At 71.1% G+C, this 15,789-nt stretch carries 15 protein-coding genes and 1 pseudogene; 11 read left to right on the forward strand and 5 right to left on the reverse strand.

Going from position 1 to position 15,789, the window contains the following annotated elements; translation table 11 throughout:
• The 3 genes and pseudogenes from B9H04_RS15250 to B9H04_RS15260 form a co-directional block, all read left to right on the forward strand.
• The coding region (locus B9H04_RS15250) for an IS630 family transposase (RefSeq protein ID WP_139835118.1) at nucleotides 1-395 on the forward strand (395 nt) is incomplete at its 5' end.
• 6 nt (nucleotides 396-401) lie between these two features.
• Nucleotides 402-638, forward strand: a pseudogene (locus tag B9H04_RS19285) (UPF0175 family protein); the annotation flags it as partial.
• Nucleotides 635-1,153 carry a DUF3368 domain-containing protein gene (locus B9H04_RS15260; protein WP_049931509.1) on the forward strand — a complete coding sequence of 173 codons (519 nt, stop codon included), beginning with the start codon at nucleotides 635-637 and terminating at the stop codon, nucleotides 1,151-1,153. The pseudogene B9H04_RS19285 and the gene B9H04_RS15260, both read left to right, overlap by 4 nt.
• 160 nt (nucleotides 1,154-1,313) lie before the next feature.
• Here the strand turns inward: B9H04_RS15260 and B9H04_RS15265 are convergent, their stop codons facing one another.
• Nucleotides 1,314-1,592 carry a hypothetical protein gene (locus B9H04_RS15265; protein WP_049931508.1) on the reverse strand — a complete coding sequence of 93 codons (279 nt, stop codon included), beginning with the start codon at nucleotides 1,590-1,592 and terminating at the stop codon, nucleotides 1,314-1,316.
• A gap of 69 nt (nucleotides 1,593-1,661) precedes the next feature.
• Nucleotides 1,662-3,374: an L-lactate permease gene (locus B9H04_RS15270; protein ID WP_049931507.1), complete on the reverse strand. Its 1,713-nt coding sequence runs from the start codon at nucleotides 3,372-3,374 to the stop codon at nucleotides 1,662-1,664.
• 185 nt (nucleotides 3,375-3,559) lie between these two features.
• Between B9H04_RS15270 and B9H04_RS15275 the strand changes: the two genes are divergently transcribed.
• From B9H04_RS15275 to B9H04_RS18850, 3 genes are all read left to right on the forward strand, one after another.
• A complete protein-coding gene (locus B9H04_RS15275; RefSeq protein WP_049931506.1) occupies nucleotides 3,560-4,066 on the forward strand; it encodes a LutC/YkgG family protein in 507 nt (168 codons plus the stop codon).
• Nucleotides 4,067-6,262, forward strand: a complete 2,196-nt coding sequence (locus B9H04_RS15280; protein ID WP_049931505.1) for an LUD domain-containing protein — start codon at nucleotides 4,067-4,069, stop codon at nucleotides 6,260-6,262.
• A gap of 85 nt (nucleotides 6,263-6,347) precedes the next feature.
• Nucleotides 6,348-6,497, forward strand: coding sequence for a DUF7550 family protein (locus tag B9H04_RS18850; RefSeq protein ID WP_167373067.1), 150 nt, complete (start codon nucleotides 6,348-6,350; stop codon nucleotides 6,495-6,497).
• A gap of 55 nt (nucleotides 6,498-6,552) precedes the next feature.
• Here the strand turns inward: B9H04_RS18850 and B9H04_RS15285 are convergent, their stop codons facing one another.
• The 3 genes from B9H04_RS15285 to B9H04_RS15295 form a co-directional block, all read right to left on the reverse strand.
• On the reverse strand, nucleotides 6,553-7,740 hold the full coding sequence (locus B9H04_RS15285; protein WP_085682836.1) for an ABC transporter ATP-binding protein: 1,188 nt from the start codon (nucleotides 7,738-7,740) through the stop codon (nucleotides 6,553-6,555).
• Between the two features lie 159 nt (nucleotides 7,741-7,899).
• Nucleotides 7,900-10,188 carry a phosphoribosylformylglycinamidine synthase subunit PurL gene (purL, locus tag B9H04_RS15290; RefSeq protein WP_049931503.1) on the reverse strand — a complete coding sequence of 763 codons (2,289 nt, stop codon included), beginning with the start codon at nucleotides 10,186-10,188 and terminating at the stop codon, nucleotides 7,900-7,902.
• A gap of 454 nt (nucleotides 10,189-10,642) precedes the next feature.
• Nucleotides 10,643-11,020, reverse strand: coding sequence for a hypothetical protein (locus B9H04_RS15295; RefSeq protein WP_049931502.1), 378 nt, complete (start codon nucleotides 11,018-11,020; stop codon nucleotides 10,643-10,645).
• A 95-nt stretch (nucleotides 11,021-11,115) separates the two neighbouring features.
• Between B9H04_RS15295 and B9H04_RS15300 the strand changes: the two genes are divergently transcribed.
• The 5 genes from B9H04_RS15300 to B9H04_RS15320 form a co-directional block, all read left to right on the forward strand.
• The gene (locus tag B9H04_RS15300; protein ID WP_249025108.1) at nucleotides 11,116-11,676 is read left to right on the forward strand and encodes a sensor histidine kinase; all 561 of its coding nucleotides are present in this window, start codon (nucleotides 11,116-11,118) and stop codon (nucleotides 11,674-11,676) included.
• Nucleotides 11,677-11,740: 64 nt separating this feature from the next.
• On the forward strand, nucleotides 11,741-12,790 hold the full coding sequence (locus B9H04_RS15305; protein ID WP_085682837.1) for an MBL fold metallo-hydrolase: 1,050 nt from the start codon (nucleotides 11,741-11,743) through the stop codon (nucleotides 12,788-12,790).
• A gap of 85 nt (nucleotides 12,791-12,875) precedes the next feature.
• Complete coding sequence (locus B9H04_RS15310; protein ID WP_085682838.1) at nucleotides 12,876-13,817, forward strand: DUF4129 domain-containing protein; 942 nt, start codon at nucleotides 12,876-12,878, stop codon at nucleotides 13,815-13,817.
• 58 nt (nucleotides 13,818-13,875) lie between these two features.
• Nucleotides 13,876-14,427: a DUF7269 family protein gene (locus B9H04_RS15315; protein ID WP_049931499.1), complete on the forward strand. Its 552-nt coding sequence runs from the start codon at nucleotides 13,876-13,878 to the stop codon at nucleotides 14,425-14,427.
• On the forward strand, nucleotides 14,424-15,789 hold a 1,366-nt coding region (locus B9H04_RS15320), incomplete at its 3' end, for a DUF58 domain-containing protein (RefSeq protein ID WP_139835119.1). The genes B9H04_RS15315 and B9H04_RS15320, both read left to right, overlap by 4 nt.

Consider the following 15,789-nt stretch of genomic DNA (forward strand, 5'->3'; position numbering starts at 1 on the left):
GATTCTACGCGCTCAACGGTGAGAGTCTGGTAACGTTCACTGAGAACGAAGAGAAAGAGCAGATTTGCGGGGTATTAGAGAAGATCCGCGAGCAGAATCCGGGCAAGCGGATTCTGCTCGTCTTGGACAAGCACGGTTCGCATAGATGTGAATACACGCGTAGACGCGCGCATCAGCTCGGAATTGACCTGATTTTTATTCCATCAGGCTCACCGCACCTGAATCCAATCGAGCAAGTCTGGAAGTATCTCAAATGGACGATGGCACCAATTGTCGTTGAGAGCGAAGCGGAATTCAAAGACCTCGTTCAGGAAACTTTTGAGAAAATAACGAAACGCGTCAGCTTCGCAAAGAAGTGGTGTGAACAGTTCCTTGACTTTCGAATGTTATCTTAATCATTATACCTCGAGTTCGAGCGCCTTGACCGGAGCACGGCGGTCAGGAAGCTCCTCTCGGAGGGGCTCGACGAGTGGCGCAGAGAGCGGGCGCTCGAACGGTTCGCGGACGGCGAAGTTTCGTTCGCGAAAGCGGCCGAGCTCGCTGACCTGTCGGTCTGGGAGTTCGCGCGGCTCGCCGAGGCGTCCGACCGCCCGTGGGTTTCGGACGACCACCTCGAAGCCGACCTCGACGACCTGTGAGCTGGGTCTTCGACGCGACCCCACTGACCTCTCTCGCGAAAGTCGAGCGACTCGGGGTCGTGGAGATCCTCTCGGAACCCCGACTCGTCCCCGAACGGGTGTACCGCGAGGCCGTAACCGAGGGGATCGAAGCGGGCTGCGACGACGCGCGACGGATCGAGCGGGCTGCCGAGGACGGAGGCCTCAACGTCGTCGAGGTCGACTTCGACGACTCGCCGGTCGCGACGCGGCTCGCGCGCCACCCGGGACTGAGCGACGCGGACGTGGCGGTCCTCACCTGCGCGGACGCACGCGACGCGGTGGCCGTGATGGACGAGTCCGCCGGGCGCTCCGCGGCCGAAGTGGAGGGCGTCGAGACGCGCGGGACCGCGTATCTCGTCCTCGCGGCCGTGAAAGACGGGCAGCTGTCGAAAGCGGAGGGGCGTGACGCAATCGACGCGATGATCGACCACGGCTGGTACGTCGCGCCGGACGTGTACACGAGGGTCGTCGGGAAGCTGGAGTCGTTCGAGTAACGACTAGTACGGCTCGTGAGAGAGTCCTCGGTATGGCATCGCCGCTCCCGTTATCAGAGGAAGAAAAGGAACGAATGCGGCGCGGCCGAGTCAGTTCCGGGGTCGCGACCGACGAGGCGGACATCGACGAGATACTCTACGGCTGAGCTCGGGCGTCGATCTACTCCTCGGCGTTATTTTCCTCGTCGGGCTCACCTTCGGCCCGCAACGTCTCGTCCGCGAACTCCCGGACTCGCTTCTTCTCCTCGACGCTCACGTCGACCGCCTGCGCGCTCTCGATATGGCCGTTCACGACCGCGTTCTGCTGTGGCCCCCACACCTGCGGCGGCTGCGTTTTGATGTACTCGGCCCACTGGATCACCTGCTCGTAGCGGGGCGGTCGCTCGGGACCGCCGTCGGCATCGGACGAGCCCTCCTCAGGCGTTCGTGAGTCGCTCATAGCGGTCTTCGACGTCGAGTCGTTCGACCTATCTTCCGAGGCGGTCGCGGGAAAGCGTTTCCGGGAGGATCAGAACAGCCCGGGCACGAGGACGTAGCTCAGGAGCATTCCGAACAGCCCGGCGAACAGCGCGAACAGGGCCATCGGGACGATCGCCTTCCGGAGCAGGTCGCCCTCGCGGCCGGTGATGCCGACGACGCCGCAGATCGCGGCGACGTTCAGCACCGAGACCATGTTGCCGAGGCCGCCGCCGACGTTCTGGAGGCTGACGGCGATCGTCCGGGAGAGTTCGACCGTCTCGGCGGCGTTGTACTGGAGCACGCTGAACAGGATGTTCGAGGAGGTGTTGCTCCCGGTCATGAACGAGCCGATGGCGCCGATCCACGGCGAGATCATCGGGAGCAGGCCGCCCGCGCCGATCGCGAGCGCGCGGCTGAGCGCCTCCATCATGCCGAGGAGGCCCGCGGTGTTCGTCTGCGACTGGATCATCACCTGCGTCATCGACACCGCGATGATCAGCGTGAGCGCGGCGGGCGCGACCTGCTCCGCAGAGCGCCGCCACGCCGCGCCCATCTCGTCGACGTCCATCTTGTGGATGAGGCCCGTGAGGACGGCGATCGGGATGAACGGCATCGTGCCCGGGAGGTAGAGGTACTGGAGCGTGTACCCGAGCTCGGTGCCGAGGATCGAGTCGATGCCGACGGTGAAGCTCTGGATCCACGGGAGCACGGCGGTGCCGGCGATCGTAAGGTCGGGCCACCGCGTGGCGAGCAGCGCGAGCGCGACGAGGAGGTACGGCGTCCACGCCAGCAGCACCGACATCTCTTTTTGTGGCTGGTCGCGGGAGATCTCGTCGAGTTCGAGGCCGCCGAGCCAGGTGTCGCTCCACTGCGAGTCGGTCGGGAAGTCCCACTCGCGGTCGGGGATGAGGATATTGTTGTTCGCGAGCAGGAGCCCCACGCCGAGGACGACGAACCCGGCCGCGATGTCGGGGAGCGCGGGCCCGACGAACCACGCGACCACCAGCTGCGTCCCGCCGGTGACGACGCCGAGGAGGAGCGCGAACGGAGCGATGGGGAGCGTGTCGCGGACGGCGCCGCCGACGCTCCGGCCGCCGTCGGCGTCACCGAACCAGTACGTCAGGAAGAACACGCCGAGCAGCCCCCAGAACACGTACGTCACGCCCGTGACGATGCCGGACCACGCGGAGACCATCGAGAGGAACTCGGAGACCCCCATCGAGCCGGAGAGCGCCGGGTCGATGACGGCGCCGGTGCCGCCGATGACGGGGGTCCCCGCGGCGCCGAACGGCGGGTTCGGCGCGTTGAAGAACAGCCCGAACACCGCGGCGGCCAGCGGCGGGAAGCCGAGGCCGATGAACAGCGGCGCGGCGAGCGCCCCGGGCGTCCCGAACCCGGCGGCACCCTCGATGATCGTCATGAAGCCGAGCCCGATGAGCAGGACTTGGATGCGTCTGTCCTCTTCGATCTGTCCGAAGTACCACCTGATGGTGGCGATGGCGCCGCTCCCCTCGAGGTAGTTCATCAGGAGGATGGCGCCGAAGACGATCAGGATGATGTCGACCGCCTGGAACGCACCGTAGACGGCCGACGCGGCCAGCCAGTCGATCTCCATGCCCCAGTAGGTGAGTCCGATCCCCCCGGCGAGCAGCCACCCGACCCCCATCGCGCGGGCGGCGGACCACCTGAGTCCGGCGAGCAGGACGAACGCGACGCCGATCGGAATGACGCCGACGAACGCCAGTGAGAGTACGTTTGTCATGAGTATGTCTTTCGACCGTGTTTGGGCGTCTCACAACGATCCATATGTAACTTTCTTTTTTGACGATATTACTGGCGAGGAGTTGGGTACTGGCCGGGCGTCCGATGAGAAAGATACGTTATGTATCCCGTTAGGAAACTGCGTATAGGGAAACACCCATTAGGCTGTTACAGCAACCACGGCGTATGTCAGTCGAGTCAATCGCGACCTTCGAGTCGTCGCTCGACGAGGTCGGCGTCGAGTGCGTCCGGACGACCGCCGACGGGTTCGAGTCGGCGCTGGCGCCGCTGCTCGACGACCCGGCGGTCGGCGCGCCGCTCCCGTTCGACGGGGTCTCGCTCCCGGACGCGGTGAACACCGACCCGACCGTCGCCGAGCTCGAAGCCGCGGCGACGGGCGTCACCGCCGCCGGATACGGCATCGCCGACTACGGCTCCGTGGTGATTCAGGGCGGGGCCGCCGGCGAGGAGCCGGTGAGCCTGTACGCGGACGAGCACGTCGCGGTCGTCGCCGCGGACGACGTCCTGCCGGACATGGACGCCGCGTTCGACCGCCTCGCCGCGGACGTCCGCGACGGCGCGGGGCAGTCGATCATCGCGACCGGACCGAGCGCCACCGCGGACATGGGCGCGCTCGTGAAGGGGGCGCACGGGCCGATGGACGTGACCGTCGTGCTGGTGGAGGACAGGTAGATGAGCGCCGAGAACCGACGGCGGAAGGCCGAACACATCCGCCACATCCTCGACACCGAGGGCGACAGCGTCCAGCAGAACACGCGCGTGTTCAACGAGGGACGCTACGAGTCGACCGGCGACCTCGACGACTACGAGCGGCTGAAAGACGAGGCGCGGGCGATCAAGGAGGACGCGATCGAGCGGCTGCCGGAGCTCATCGACGAGGTGACCGAGGCCGTCGAGGCCAACGGCGGCACGGTGTACCTCGCCGACGACGCCGCGGACGCGAACCGCTACATCACGGAGGTCGTCGACGGCCGCACAGCCGTGAAGTCGAAGTCGATGACCAGCGAGGAGATCGAGGTGAACGAGGCCCTCGAGGCGGACGGCGCCGACGTGTGGGAGACCGACCTCGCCGAGTTCGTCCTCCAGATCGCCGACGAGGCCCCGTCGCACATCGTCGCCCCGGCCATCCACAAGTCGCGGGAGGAGATCGCCGCGCTGTTCGACGCGGTGTTCGAGCCCGAGGACCCCCCGGAGACCGCCGAGGAGCTGACCCGGTTCGCCCGCGAACACCTCGGCGAGAAGATCCGCGACGCCGACGTCGGGATGACGGGCGCGAACTTCGTCACCGCCGACACCGGGACGCTCGCGCTGGTGACGAGCGAGGGCAACGCCCGGAAGTGCGTTCAGGCGACCGACACCCACGTCGCGGTCGCGGGCGTCGAGAAGGTGATCCCCAGCGTCGAGGACCTCCAGCCGTTCGTGGAGCTCATCGGTCGGTCGGGGACCGGCCAGGACATCACCTCCTACGTCTCGCTTCTCACCCCGCCGACCGACTCCCCGACGTTCGGCGACGAGGCGCTCGGCTCCGGCGACGAGCGCGACTTCCATCTCGTGTTAATCGACAACGGCCGGATGAAGATGCGCGACGACGACCAGCTCCGGGAGACGCTGTACTGCATCCGGTGTTCGGCGTGCGCGAACTCCTGTGCGAACTTCCAGCACGTGGGCGGCCACGCCTTCGGCGGCGAGACGTACTCCGGCGGAATCGCGACCGGCTGGGAGGCGGGCGTCCACGGCGAGGAGAGCGCCGCCGAGTTCAACGACCTCTGTACGGGGTGTAGCCGGTGCGTGAACCAGTGTCCGGTGAAGATCGACATCCCGTGGATCAACACCGTCGTCCGCGACCGCATCAACCGCGGGACGGACGGCGACCTCGACTTCCTCGTCGAGGGGCTCACGCCGGACGCGGATCCGGGCGGGATCGACCTCCAGAAGCGCCTGTTCGGGAACTTCGACACGCTGGCGAAGCTCGGGTCGGCGTTCGCGCCGCTGTCGAACTGGGTCGCGGAGGCCGGGCCCGCCCGATCGGTGCTGGAACGGACGCTCGGCGTCGACAGCCGCCGCGAGCTCCCGCGGTTCGAGCGCGAATCGCTCGCCGACTGGTTCGCGGACCGGGGCTCGCGGGTCGACCCCGACGCCGCGCGCGAGCGCGTGACGCTGTACCCCGACGCGTACACCAACTACGTGCGCACCGAGCGGGGGAAGGCGGCCGTCCGGGTCCTCGAGTCGCTCGGCGTCCACGTCGACGTGCCGGCGGCCGGCGAGAGCGGACGCGCGCCGCTCTCGCAGGGGATGGTCGCGACCGCACGGTCGAACGCCGAGGCCGTGTACGAGGCGCTCGCGCCGGCCGTCGCGGCGGGCCGGGACGTCGTCGTCATCGAGCCCTCCGACCTCGCGATGTTCCACCGCGAGTACGGTCGGCTCCTCCCGACGGAGGAACACGAGGCGCTGAAGGAGCGCAGCTACGAGGTGATGGAGTACGTGTACGGCCTGCTGGAGAACGGCGCCGACCTCGGCGCGCTCCCCGACGGCGACGGCGAACGGATCGCCTACCACAGCCACTGCCAGCAGCGCACGCTGGACCTGGAGCCGTACACGACGGCGGTCCTCGACGACGCGGGGTTCGACGTGGTGACCTCCGACGTGGAGTGTTGCGGAATGGCCGGCAGTTTCGGCTACAAGTCCGAGTACTACGACCTCAGCGTCGACGTCGGCGAGACGCTCGCGGACCAGTTCACGACGGACGAGACCGCGGACCGGACGGTGGTCGCCAGCGGCACGTCCTGTCTCGAACAGCTCGACGCCCTGCTCACGCGGCGGCCCGCGCATCCGGTCCGGCTCCTCGACGCGCGGCGTGACCGTCGCTGACGCGCCCGCCCCGGGCGCGTCGCTCCGCGAGTCGGGGCCGTCGAGTTCAGGTGGGCTTATATGTTCCCCGGTCGGATCCGGGACTATGGACGACCACTCGCACGAGCCCGACCCGGACAAGCGCGTGACCGCACCGATGCAGGAATTCGGGAGCCGCGAGGTCGGCGTCGGCGCGGCCGTCACGCTGGTCGGCCTGCTGATCGCGTACGCCGTCCCGTTCCTCGCGACCTTCTGAACGCCGTCGCTCGTCGCGTTTTTCCGTAGTCGTTCGGCCGCCGGCAGCGACTCGCCTAGCGCGGGTACCAGGCGAGCGGGTGGTCCGCGGTGAGTTCGAGGGAGACGGGCTCGTCGAGGTCGAACTCCTCGACGTGGTTGTGGAGGCAGTGGACCGCCTCGCCGGAGTCGAGTTCGGCCCGGTAGACGAAGGAGGGCCCGACGTACTGCCGCGAGGTGACGACGCCGTCGGCGAGTTCGGAGGTCGCGGGGGTCGCGCGGAGGTCGTCCGGGCGCACGAGCACGTCGACCGGCGCGCCGTCGTAGACGGTGTCGTATCCCTCCAGCGTCACGGCGTCGAACCGGCCGATGCCGGTGTCGACCTTCCCGTCGCGGAGCTCTCCTTCGAGGAACGACGCCCGCCCGAGGAAGGAGGCGACGAACTTCGACTCGGGGCGCTCGAAGACGGACTCGGGGCGGCCGACCTGCTCGATCCGGCCGTCGCTCATCACCGCGACGCGGTCGGAGATGGAGAGCGCTTCCTCCTGGTCGTGCGTGACCGAGACGGCGGTGACGCCCGCCTCCTTCAGGATGCGGCGGACCTCCTCGCGCATCTCGACGCGGAGGCGCACGTCGAGGTTCGAGAAGGGCTCGTCGAGGAGGAGTACCTCGGGCTCGGGGGCGAGCGAACGCGCGAGCGCGACGCGCTGCTTCTGCCCGCCGGAGAGCTGGTCGGGCGTCTTCTCGCCGTGGTCGGTCATCTCGACCAGTTCGAGCAGCTCGTCGACGCGCGCCTCCCTCTCGGCGGCGTCGGCGTCGGTCAGCCCGAACGCGATGTTCTCGCGGACGGTGAGGTGGGGGAACAGCGCGAAGTTCTGGAAGACGATGCCCACGTCGCGCCGCTCCGGCGGGACGAACGACCCGTCGCCGGCGACGACCTCGTCGCCGAGGGTGATTTGCCCCTCAGTCGGCTCTTCGAGGCCGGCGATGGTGCGCAGCGTCGTCGTCTTGCCGCACCCGGAGGGGCCGAGGAACGTCAGCAGTTCCCCGGACCGCACGTCGAGCGAGACGTCGTCGACGGCGGTCTCGGGGCCGAACGCCTTCGTGACCTCGGACAGCGACAGGACGGGGTCCGCGGCGGCGGTCGCCCCGTCGTCGGCGGCGGCGCTCGCCCGGTGGTCGGTCGCGGAGTCGTCCGATCGATCGGCCGTCGCGTCGTCCGACTGGGTCGAGCGCGTCGTGCCGACTGGTTCCGTGGATGCCATCGATGAGGGGCGGGCACCGGAATGGCCGGCGTCCCGCGGTTGCCGCCACATACTTTAGGAGCACCTAAAAGCGTATCGCTCGCTCTCGGGGCGTCGAAATCGAGCGACCGCGCGGTGATACAGCACCGTCTCGCCGCTCACCGCGCGCACAGCGACGGCTCAGGCCAGTTCGCGCTCGATCACGTCGCGGTGGTCCCGCACCGCCGCGGCGGAGAGCGCGACCGACTCGTCGCCGACGGTGAGCGAGAGGGCCCCGTCGGTCGTCACGTCGCCGAGCCGGAAGACGGGAAGGTCGCCGACCGCGGCCGCGACCGCCTCGGGCTCGGTCGTCTGGACCAGCAGGCGGCCGGGCGTCTCGTCGAAGGCCGCGACGCGGTCCGGGAGGGTCGCGTCGACGCCCGCGTCGTCGGTCACGAGCTCGGCGAGCGCGACCGCGAGCCCGCCCTCGCTCACGTCGTGGGCCGCGAGCGTCGACTCGTGGCGGGCGGCGGCCGCGAGCGACGCGACGAGGCCACCGAGGTCGTCGGCCGCCCCGGACTCGTCGGGTAGGGTCGGGAACCGGTCGCCGCCGCCGGCGTGCGCGAGGTACTCGGAGCCGCCGAGCGCGTCGCCGCCGGACCCGACCAGCAGAAGCTCGGAGTCGGCCGCGCGGTCGGCGTCGAGCGCGGCGGGCGGGGCGTCGTAGCCGCGCCGCGTGCCCAGCACCGCGAGCGTCGGCGTCGGGGGGATCGGCCCCTCGACGCTGTCATTGTACAGGGAGACGTTGCCGCCGACGACGGGCGCGTCGAGCGCGGCGCAGGCGTCCGCGAGGCCGTCGACGATCCCCTCGAACGCGCCGTACACGTCGGGCTTCTCCGGGTTGCCGCCGTTGAGACAGTCGACCGCGGCGAGCGGGACCGCGCCGGTCGCGGCGAGGTTCGTCGCGTTCTCGAGGGCGACGGCTCGGGCGCCCTCGTACGGCGCGACCGCGGTCCACTTCGGGTTCGCGCCAGAGGCGAGCGCGAGGCCGACGCCGTCGGCGGAGGCGGCCGTTTCGCTCGCTTCGTCGGTCGGCTCCGTCTCGCGGACCGCGAGCAGCGCGGCGTCGTCGCCGGGCTTCACGGCCGTGCGCGTCCCGACCTCGTGGTCGTACTGGCGGTACACCCAGCGCTTGCTCGCGGTGGACGGGGCCGAGAGGACGGCCGCGACCGCCTCGTCGAGCGAGGGCTCGTCGGCGGGCAAGTCTCGGTCGGGCTCGCTCGGCGGCTCGCTTTCGAGGTCGTTCATCGGCGCGCCGTCCGCGAGGAACTCGGCGGGCGCGTCGACGACGGTCTCGGGGTCCCGGTCGGTCGCGCCGTCGGCGTCCGCGCCGCCCTCGCCGTCCGCGCCGCCGGCGAACTCGCAGACGTAGTTGCCGTCGGTCACCTCGCCGATGACCGAGCAGCCGAGGTCGAACCGCTCGGCGAGGTCGGCGACGCGCTCGACGTCGTCCGGGGCGACCTCGTAGCACATCCGCTCCTGGCTCTCGGCGAGCAGGATCTCAGTGGCGTTCATGTTCGGCTCGCGCTGGTGGACCGCGTCGAGGTCGATCCGCGCGCCGAGGCCGCCCTTCGCGACGAGTTCAGAGGAGGCGCCGCCGAGGCCGGCCGCGCCGAGGTCGCGGGCCGAGCGGACGAGGTCCTCGTCGATCAGCGCCTCGTTACACTCGATCAGGCGCTTCTCGGCGTAGGGGTCGCCCACCTGGACCGCGGGGCGGTCCTCGGTCTCGGCGTCCTCGGCGAGGTCCTCGCTCGCGAAGGACGCGCCGCCGAGCCCGTCGCGGCCGGTGCCGTTCCCGACGAGGACCAACTTGTTCCCGGGCTCCTGTGCGGTCGCCGTGACGAGTCGGTCCTCGTTCGTGAGGCCGACGCAGGCGACGTTGACGAGGGGGTTCCCCTCGTAGCCGCCGTGGAAGGCGACGCTGCCGCCGACCGTCGGGACGCCGATACAGTTGCCGTAGTGGGAGATGCCCTCGACGACGCCCTCGAAGAGGTACCGGGAGCGCTCGCGGTCGAAGCCGCCGAAGTACAGCGAGTCGAGAAGCCCAATCGGGTACGCGCCCATGCTCATCGTGTCGCGGACGATGCCGCCGACGCCCGTCGCGGCGCCGTCGAACGGGTCGACGAAGGAGGGGTGGTTGTGGCTCTCGACGCCGAAGGTGACGTAGGTGTCGCCGTAGTCGTCGGCGTCGCGCTCGGCCGCGGGGTCGTCGGCCGCGTCCGGCTCGGGCAGCGCGAGGACCGCGGCGTCGTCGCCCGGGCCGACCACGACCTGGTCGCCCTCGCTGTCGAACGCCGACAGGAGGGGCCGCGAGGAGCGGTACGCGCAGTGCTCGCTCCAGAGGTTCTCGAACAGCGCGGCCTCCGCCGCCGTCGGCTCGCGGCCGAGCTCCGCGGTCACGAGCTCGTGGTCCGCATCGGACAGACTCATTCACTTACGTGGTCATCGAGCCGGTTCTAATGCTTTTCTATACGCACGTTCGTGGTGATACCCGAGCGGGATCCCGCACAGTTAGCGGTCTCGGAGGCGCGTGCCTGCGAGCGGCCGCCACCGGCGGCCGCGAAGCCAGCACGCGCGAGGGAGTCGGTGGGCCGAAGCGAAGCGGAGGACCACCGACGAGGCTGGGGAGGTGTGAGGTGCGGGGCTGTGCGGAGTGGGACTCAAAGGGGCAGCCGGGAGGCTGGGCTTTGGAGGAGGCTCTCACGGCCGCAACGATCTATAGCCGAGCGGGTGGGGCTTTCGAGGAGGTTCCCACGACCGATCCGCCGGCAATCAGTCACGAATGACCGGTCGGACCGTCGGCAGTGTTGGTCGTCGGTCTGCCGACAGCGATTTAGCCAGAGTGGTCTGGTTATAACTAAACGGCCGGAACGCCGAGCGAGATTTATGCCAGAACGGTCACCGCGGCGAAGACGACGACCGTCCCGGCCGCGCCGAGCGCCATCGCCTTCGCGTTGAGCTTGACCGCCTTCCTGCGGTCGGCGGCGAGCGCCTCCTCGTTTTCGATCTCGCTCGTCCCCCCGCCCACGTCGAAGACGCCGATGCCGGCGAAGCCGATACAGAACCGCTCGCGGTACTGTAACGCGCCCATCGCGGCGCCGTACAGCGGGAAGACGGAGAGGATGAGCGACCAGCGCGGCCACGCGAACGAGACGGCCGCCGCGACGAACGCGGCCGCGAGCGCGAGCGACCCGACGCCGAGGAGGAGCCGCCGTCGCTGCTGTGTCGGTCCGATGTTACACACGCCCGGTTGATACTCCATGGGATCGGAAAGAGCGGCAGAAGCAAAGCCTCAACGGATCGCTCCGGCGACCGGTACCGCTACCCCCGAGCGACCGACCCGCCGACGCCCGTCGCTTGACCGGCCGACGCTCGTCTCTCGACTCGCCGACGCCGAGCGACGGTTCATTATCGGCCGCCCGGAACGGGGGATCGAACGCGACGGGCGACCGAGACCCGGACCGTCGAGCGCGGGACCTGGGACGGTACGAGACGATACTGGAGTCGCTCGAACCGGTCGACCTCGGAGCGATTGCGGAGGAGTGCTGGCGGAGTGTCGGGACCGCGGACGCGACAGTGCGCGCGGAGGCGACGGCGACGGTCCGCGCGGACCGTAGTCGGCTCAAACAGGTGCTGGAGAACCTCCTGCGGAACGCCGTCTCGCACGGCGGCGCGGACGTGACGGTCACCGTCGGCGACCTCGACGGCGGGTTCTACGTCGTGGACGCCGGCCCGGGACTCCCCGAAGACGAGCGCGGCGAGGGCTTCGAGGCCGGCCACACGACCGACTCGGACGGGACCGGCTTCGGCCTCGCCATCGTCGAGCGGGTCGGCGAGGCGCACGGCTGGGCAGTATGCGTCACCGACGGTCCGGACGGCGGGGCGCGCTCCGAGTTCACCGGCGTCGGTATCGAGTGACGGCGCCGCCGGGGCGGGAGCCGGCGGTGGAAACGGTGAAATGCCCGGCAGCCGACGTGGCTGTGTGAAACGGATTCAGCTCGGCAACACCGTCTTCGAGGGCGAAAACGACGTGTACCTACTGGACGGGGAGACGACGGCGCTCGTCGACACCGGGGTCGCGCTCCCCGAGGTCCGCGAGGAGTTGGCCGACGGCCTCGCCGAGTACGGGCACGCGTTCGGCGACGTGGACGCGGTCGTCCTCACCCACTGGCACCCGGACCACGCGGGACTCGCCGGCGAGGTCCAGGCCGAGGGCGGCGCCGACGTGTACGTCCACGAGGCCGACGCCGGCCTCGTCGACGGAACGGAGACGCCACTGTTCGCCGACCGCGACCTCCAGCGCGAGACGTTCGAGCGGTGGGGGATGCCCGCCGCCGACCAGGAGCGGCTGACCGAGTTCTTCGACGCCGTCAGCGTGGACCTCTCGGGGCGACCGGCCGACGTGACGACCTTCGCGGACGGCGACGCGATCGAGGCCGGCGGCGTCGAACTCGAAGCCCTCCACCTTCCCGGCCACACCGCGGGACTCTCCGGGTTCGCGTTCGACCCGCGGGCTGTGTCGGACCACGACCCCATCGCTGGCGAAGACGCGACCGAGGAGGCGTTCACGGGCGACGCGCTGCTCCCGAAGTACACCCCCAACGTCGGCGGCGCCGACATCCGCGTCGAGGGTGCGCTCGCGGCCTACGCCGAGAGCCTCGCGCGGATCGTCGACCGCGACTTCGACGCCGCGCATCCGGGGCACCGTCAGCGGATCGACGAGCCGAGCCGCCGCGCGGCGACGATCCTCGACCACCATCGGCACCGGACCCGCCGGGTGATCGGGGTCCTCGACAACTCGGGGCCGGCGACCGCGTGGGAGGTGTCGGCCGCGCTGTTCGGCTCGCTGGAGGACATCCACGTCCTCCACGGTCCCGGCGCGGCGTTCTCGCACCTCGACCACCTCGCCGACGCCGGCGTCGTCGAGCCCGACGGGATCGCCTACCGACTCGTCGACCCCGACCCCGACGTCGACGCCCTGTTCCCGACGACGCCGCTCGACGACGTCGTCGACGGGAGCGACGACGCGTAGGCGGAGAGGATCGGGGGCGTTCCGGCGCGACCCCGAAACCGACCGCCGCCGAAAGCTATTCCCGGCGGCCGGCGTAGTCGGGGACGTGAAGCGGGACGCCCTCGTCGCGGTCGCGGTCGCCCTCCTCGCCCTCGTCGCGCTCGGCGTCGCGGCCGCGACGCTGGACACCGCCGTCGACACCGGCGGCGGCGGGTTCGGCGGGAGCGGCGGAGACGCCCCGAGCGTCGGATCTGACACGGGCGACCCCGGCGTCCTCACGTCGTCGGGGGAGGCAGGCGACTTCTCCGCGCCGGGGCTCTGTCTGCCGTTCCTCAGGGAGCCGCCCGCCGTGATCGCACTGCTCGTCGGCCTGACGCTGCTCGCGGGGGTCACCTATCGCGACACCGGGTCGCCGTTCGCGAGCGTCGCCGTCGCCGGCGTGATGGGCGCCCCGATCGCGGTCCTGTTCTGGGTGCTGTCGACGTGCCGGTCGGTCGCGGAGAACGTCTCCACCTCGCTCGGGATGGGCAGCAACGGGACGGAGTTACTGTCGACCGGCGCGGCCGGCGGCGGGCTCGGCAGCGGCGAGGGCGCGGCGTCGGCGCCGCAGATCCTGTTCGCGGTCGTCGTCGTCGCCGCGGTGATCGCGAGCGTCGCCGCGCTGCTCCTCGCCGGCGGCGACGACGAGGCGGACGGCGGCGGCGACCGGACCGACGAACCGGTCGAGGAGCCGCCGGACCTCGCCGCGGTCGGGCGGACGGCCGGCGAGGTCGCGGACCGGATCAAGTCCTCGGACGCGGACAACGAGGTGTACCGCGCGTGGCGCGACATGACCGACGTCCTCGACGTCGACCGGCCGGACTCCTCGACGCCCGCGGAGTTCGCGGCCGCCGCGGTCGACGCGGGCGTCGCCGAGGAGCCGGTGACCGCGCTCACCGAGGTGTTCGAGCGGGTCCGATACGGCGGCGAGGACGCGACCGACGACCGAGAGCGCCGCGCCGTCGAGGCGCTGCGTCGGAGCGAGGAGCGGCACGGGGGCGACTCGTGACGCGCGCTCTGACGGAGAGCGCGGGCGAGACGGTGGGAACCGACGGTGGTGATCGGTAGTGCGGCCGCTCGCCGTCGCGGGAGTGCTGGCGGTCGCCGTCGGCATCCTCGCGGCGCTCGACCGCGGCGTGGCGTCGGTCCTCTCCCCCACGTCGGCGGTCGTCACGCTGATCGGCGTCCTCGGCGTGGTTCAGGGGATTCGATACGCGAACGCGCGTCGGGACCGCCGGCGGATGCCGACAGACACCGGAGAGCCGGAGCGGCGCGCGCCCGCCGCGGTGCCCGGTGCCGACCTCGACGAGCGGATCGCCCGCGTGGCCAGTCCGGCGCCGGGCGGTTACCGGAACCGTCGCGCCCTCCGCGACCGGGTCCGGGAGGTCGCCGTGGACGCCGTCGCCCGCGACCGCAACTGCTCGCGGGAGGCGGCGGCGACGGCCGTCGACGACGGGACGTGGACGGACGACACGGCCGCCGCCGCGTTCTTCGACACCCGGACCGCCTATCCCGTCCGGGTCCGGCTCTCCGCCGGGGTCCGGGGACGGTCGAACTACTGGTACGGGCTCCGCGCCGCGATCGGCGAGATCGAGCGGATAGAGGGGGGTGCGGCGTGAGCGACCCCTCAAGCGGCGCCGCCGCGTCCGAGCCGGCATCGACCGACGGTGAGGCGACCGGACGAGACGGCGACGCGGTCGGACGCGACCGCGACGCGACCGAGACTGAATCGGCCGACGCGACCGAGACTGAATCCGCCGGCGCTCCGAGCGACCGGGAACACCGCCGAGCGATCGAGACGGAGCGCTGGCTGGGGGTGGCGGGGGCGGCCCTGGCGCTGGTCGGCCTCGGCGTGCTCGTCCGGCAGTCGTCTCTCGTGCTCGCCGGCGCGGTGGGCGCCGGGTACGCGGTGTACGCGCGGGCGGGCGACGCGTCGGCGCCGGCGCTCGCGGTGACGCGGACGGTGAGCGACGAGGCCCCGGAGCCGGGCGACGAGGTCAGCGTGACCGTCCGGGCGGAGAACGTCGGCGAGGAGGCCCTGCCGGACCTCCGGCTCGTCGACGGGGTCCCGCCGGGGTTGGCGGTCGTCGACGGCCCCGCTCGGGTCGCGACGGCGCTGCGACCCGGGACGGCGGTGACGTTCGAGTACACGGTGCGCGCGGCCCGGGGCGACCACGAGTGGGAGCCGCTGACGGCGATCACCCGCGACGCGGCCGGCGCCCGCGAGCGCACGACCGCGCTCGACGCGCCGACCGCGATCGCCTGTACGCCGGAGCTGTCCGCCGGCGGCGACCTCCCGCTGCGCGGGCTGACGACCGTCCACCACGGTCGGGTGCCGACCGACGTGGGCGGCGCCGGCGTCGAGTTCCACGCCACCCGGGAGTACCGCCGCGGCGACCCGCTCAAGCGGATCGACTGGAACCGGCGGGCGCGGACGGGGGAGCTGTCCACCGTCGAACTGCGCGAGGAGCGCTCCGCGACGGTCGTGCTGGTCGTCGACGCCCGCGAGTCCGCGTACGTCGCCGCCGACCCGGACGCCGAGACGGCGGTGGAGGCGAGCGTCGCGGCCGCGGGACAGGCGTTCTCCGCGCTCCTCGACGGGGGCGACCGGGTCGGGATCGCGGCGCTGTCGCCGATCGACTGCTGGCTGCCGCCCGGCAGCGGGACCGTCCACGCGGCCCGCGGGCGCGAGACGCTCGCGACCGACCCCGCGCTGGCGCCGACGCCGAGCGACGACCGGTTCTACCGGTCGCTGTGGCTCCGGCGGTTCCGGCGGCGGCTCCCGGCCGACGCGCAGGTGCTCTTCTTCACCCCCCTCGTCGACGAAACCGCGACGGCGATCGCGCGGCGCGTCGACGCGCACGGTCACCTCGTAACGGTCCTCTCGCCGGACCCGACGACGGCCGAGACGGCGGGCGAACGGTTGACCGCCTTCGAGCGCCGCCAGCGGCTCCGGGCGCTCCGGGCGGGCGGGGTCCGCG

It is taken from the genome of Halorubrum ezzemoulense DSM 17463 (genome assembly GCF_002114285.1).
Classification (GTDB): domain Archaea; phylum Halobacteriota; class Halobacteria; order Halobacteriales; family Haloferacaceae; genus Halorubrum; species Halorubrum ezzemoulense.

Excerpts from the sequence above, each read along its gene's own strand:
- B9H04_RS15265 (WP_049931508.1), bottom strand. The coding sequence starts at position 1,592 with ATGAGCGACTCACGAACGCCTGAGGAGGGCTCGTCCGATGCCGACGGC.
- B9H04_RS15270 (WP_049931507.1), bottom strand. The coding sequence starts at position 3,374 with ATGACAAACGTACTCTCACTGGCGTTCGTCGGCGTCATTCCGATCGGC.
- B9H04_RS15275 (WP_049931506.1), top strand. The coding sequence starts at position 3,560 with ATGTCAGTCGAGTCAATCGCGACCTTCGAGTCGTCGCTCGACGAGGTC.
- B9H04_RS15280 (WP_049931505.1), top strand. The coding sequence starts at position 4,067 with ATGAGCGCCGAGAACCGACGGCGGAAGGCCGAACACATCCGCCACATC.
- B9H04_RS18850 (WP_167373067.1), top strand. The coding sequence starts at position 6,348 with ATGGACGACCACTCGCACGAGCCCGACCCGGACAAGCGCGTGACCGCA.
- B9H04_RS15285 (WP_085682836.1), bottom strand. The coding sequence starts at position 7,740 with ATGGCATCCACGGAACCAGTCGGCACGACGCGCTCGACCCAGTCGGAC.
- purL (WP_049931503.1), bottom strand. The coding sequence starts at position 10,188 with ATGAGTCTGTCCGATGCGGACCACGAGCTCGTGACCGCGGAGCTCGGC.
- B9H04_RS15295 (WP_049931502.1), bottom strand. The coding sequence starts at position 11,020 with ATGGAGTATCAACCGGGCGTGTGTAACATCGGACCGACACAGCAGCGA.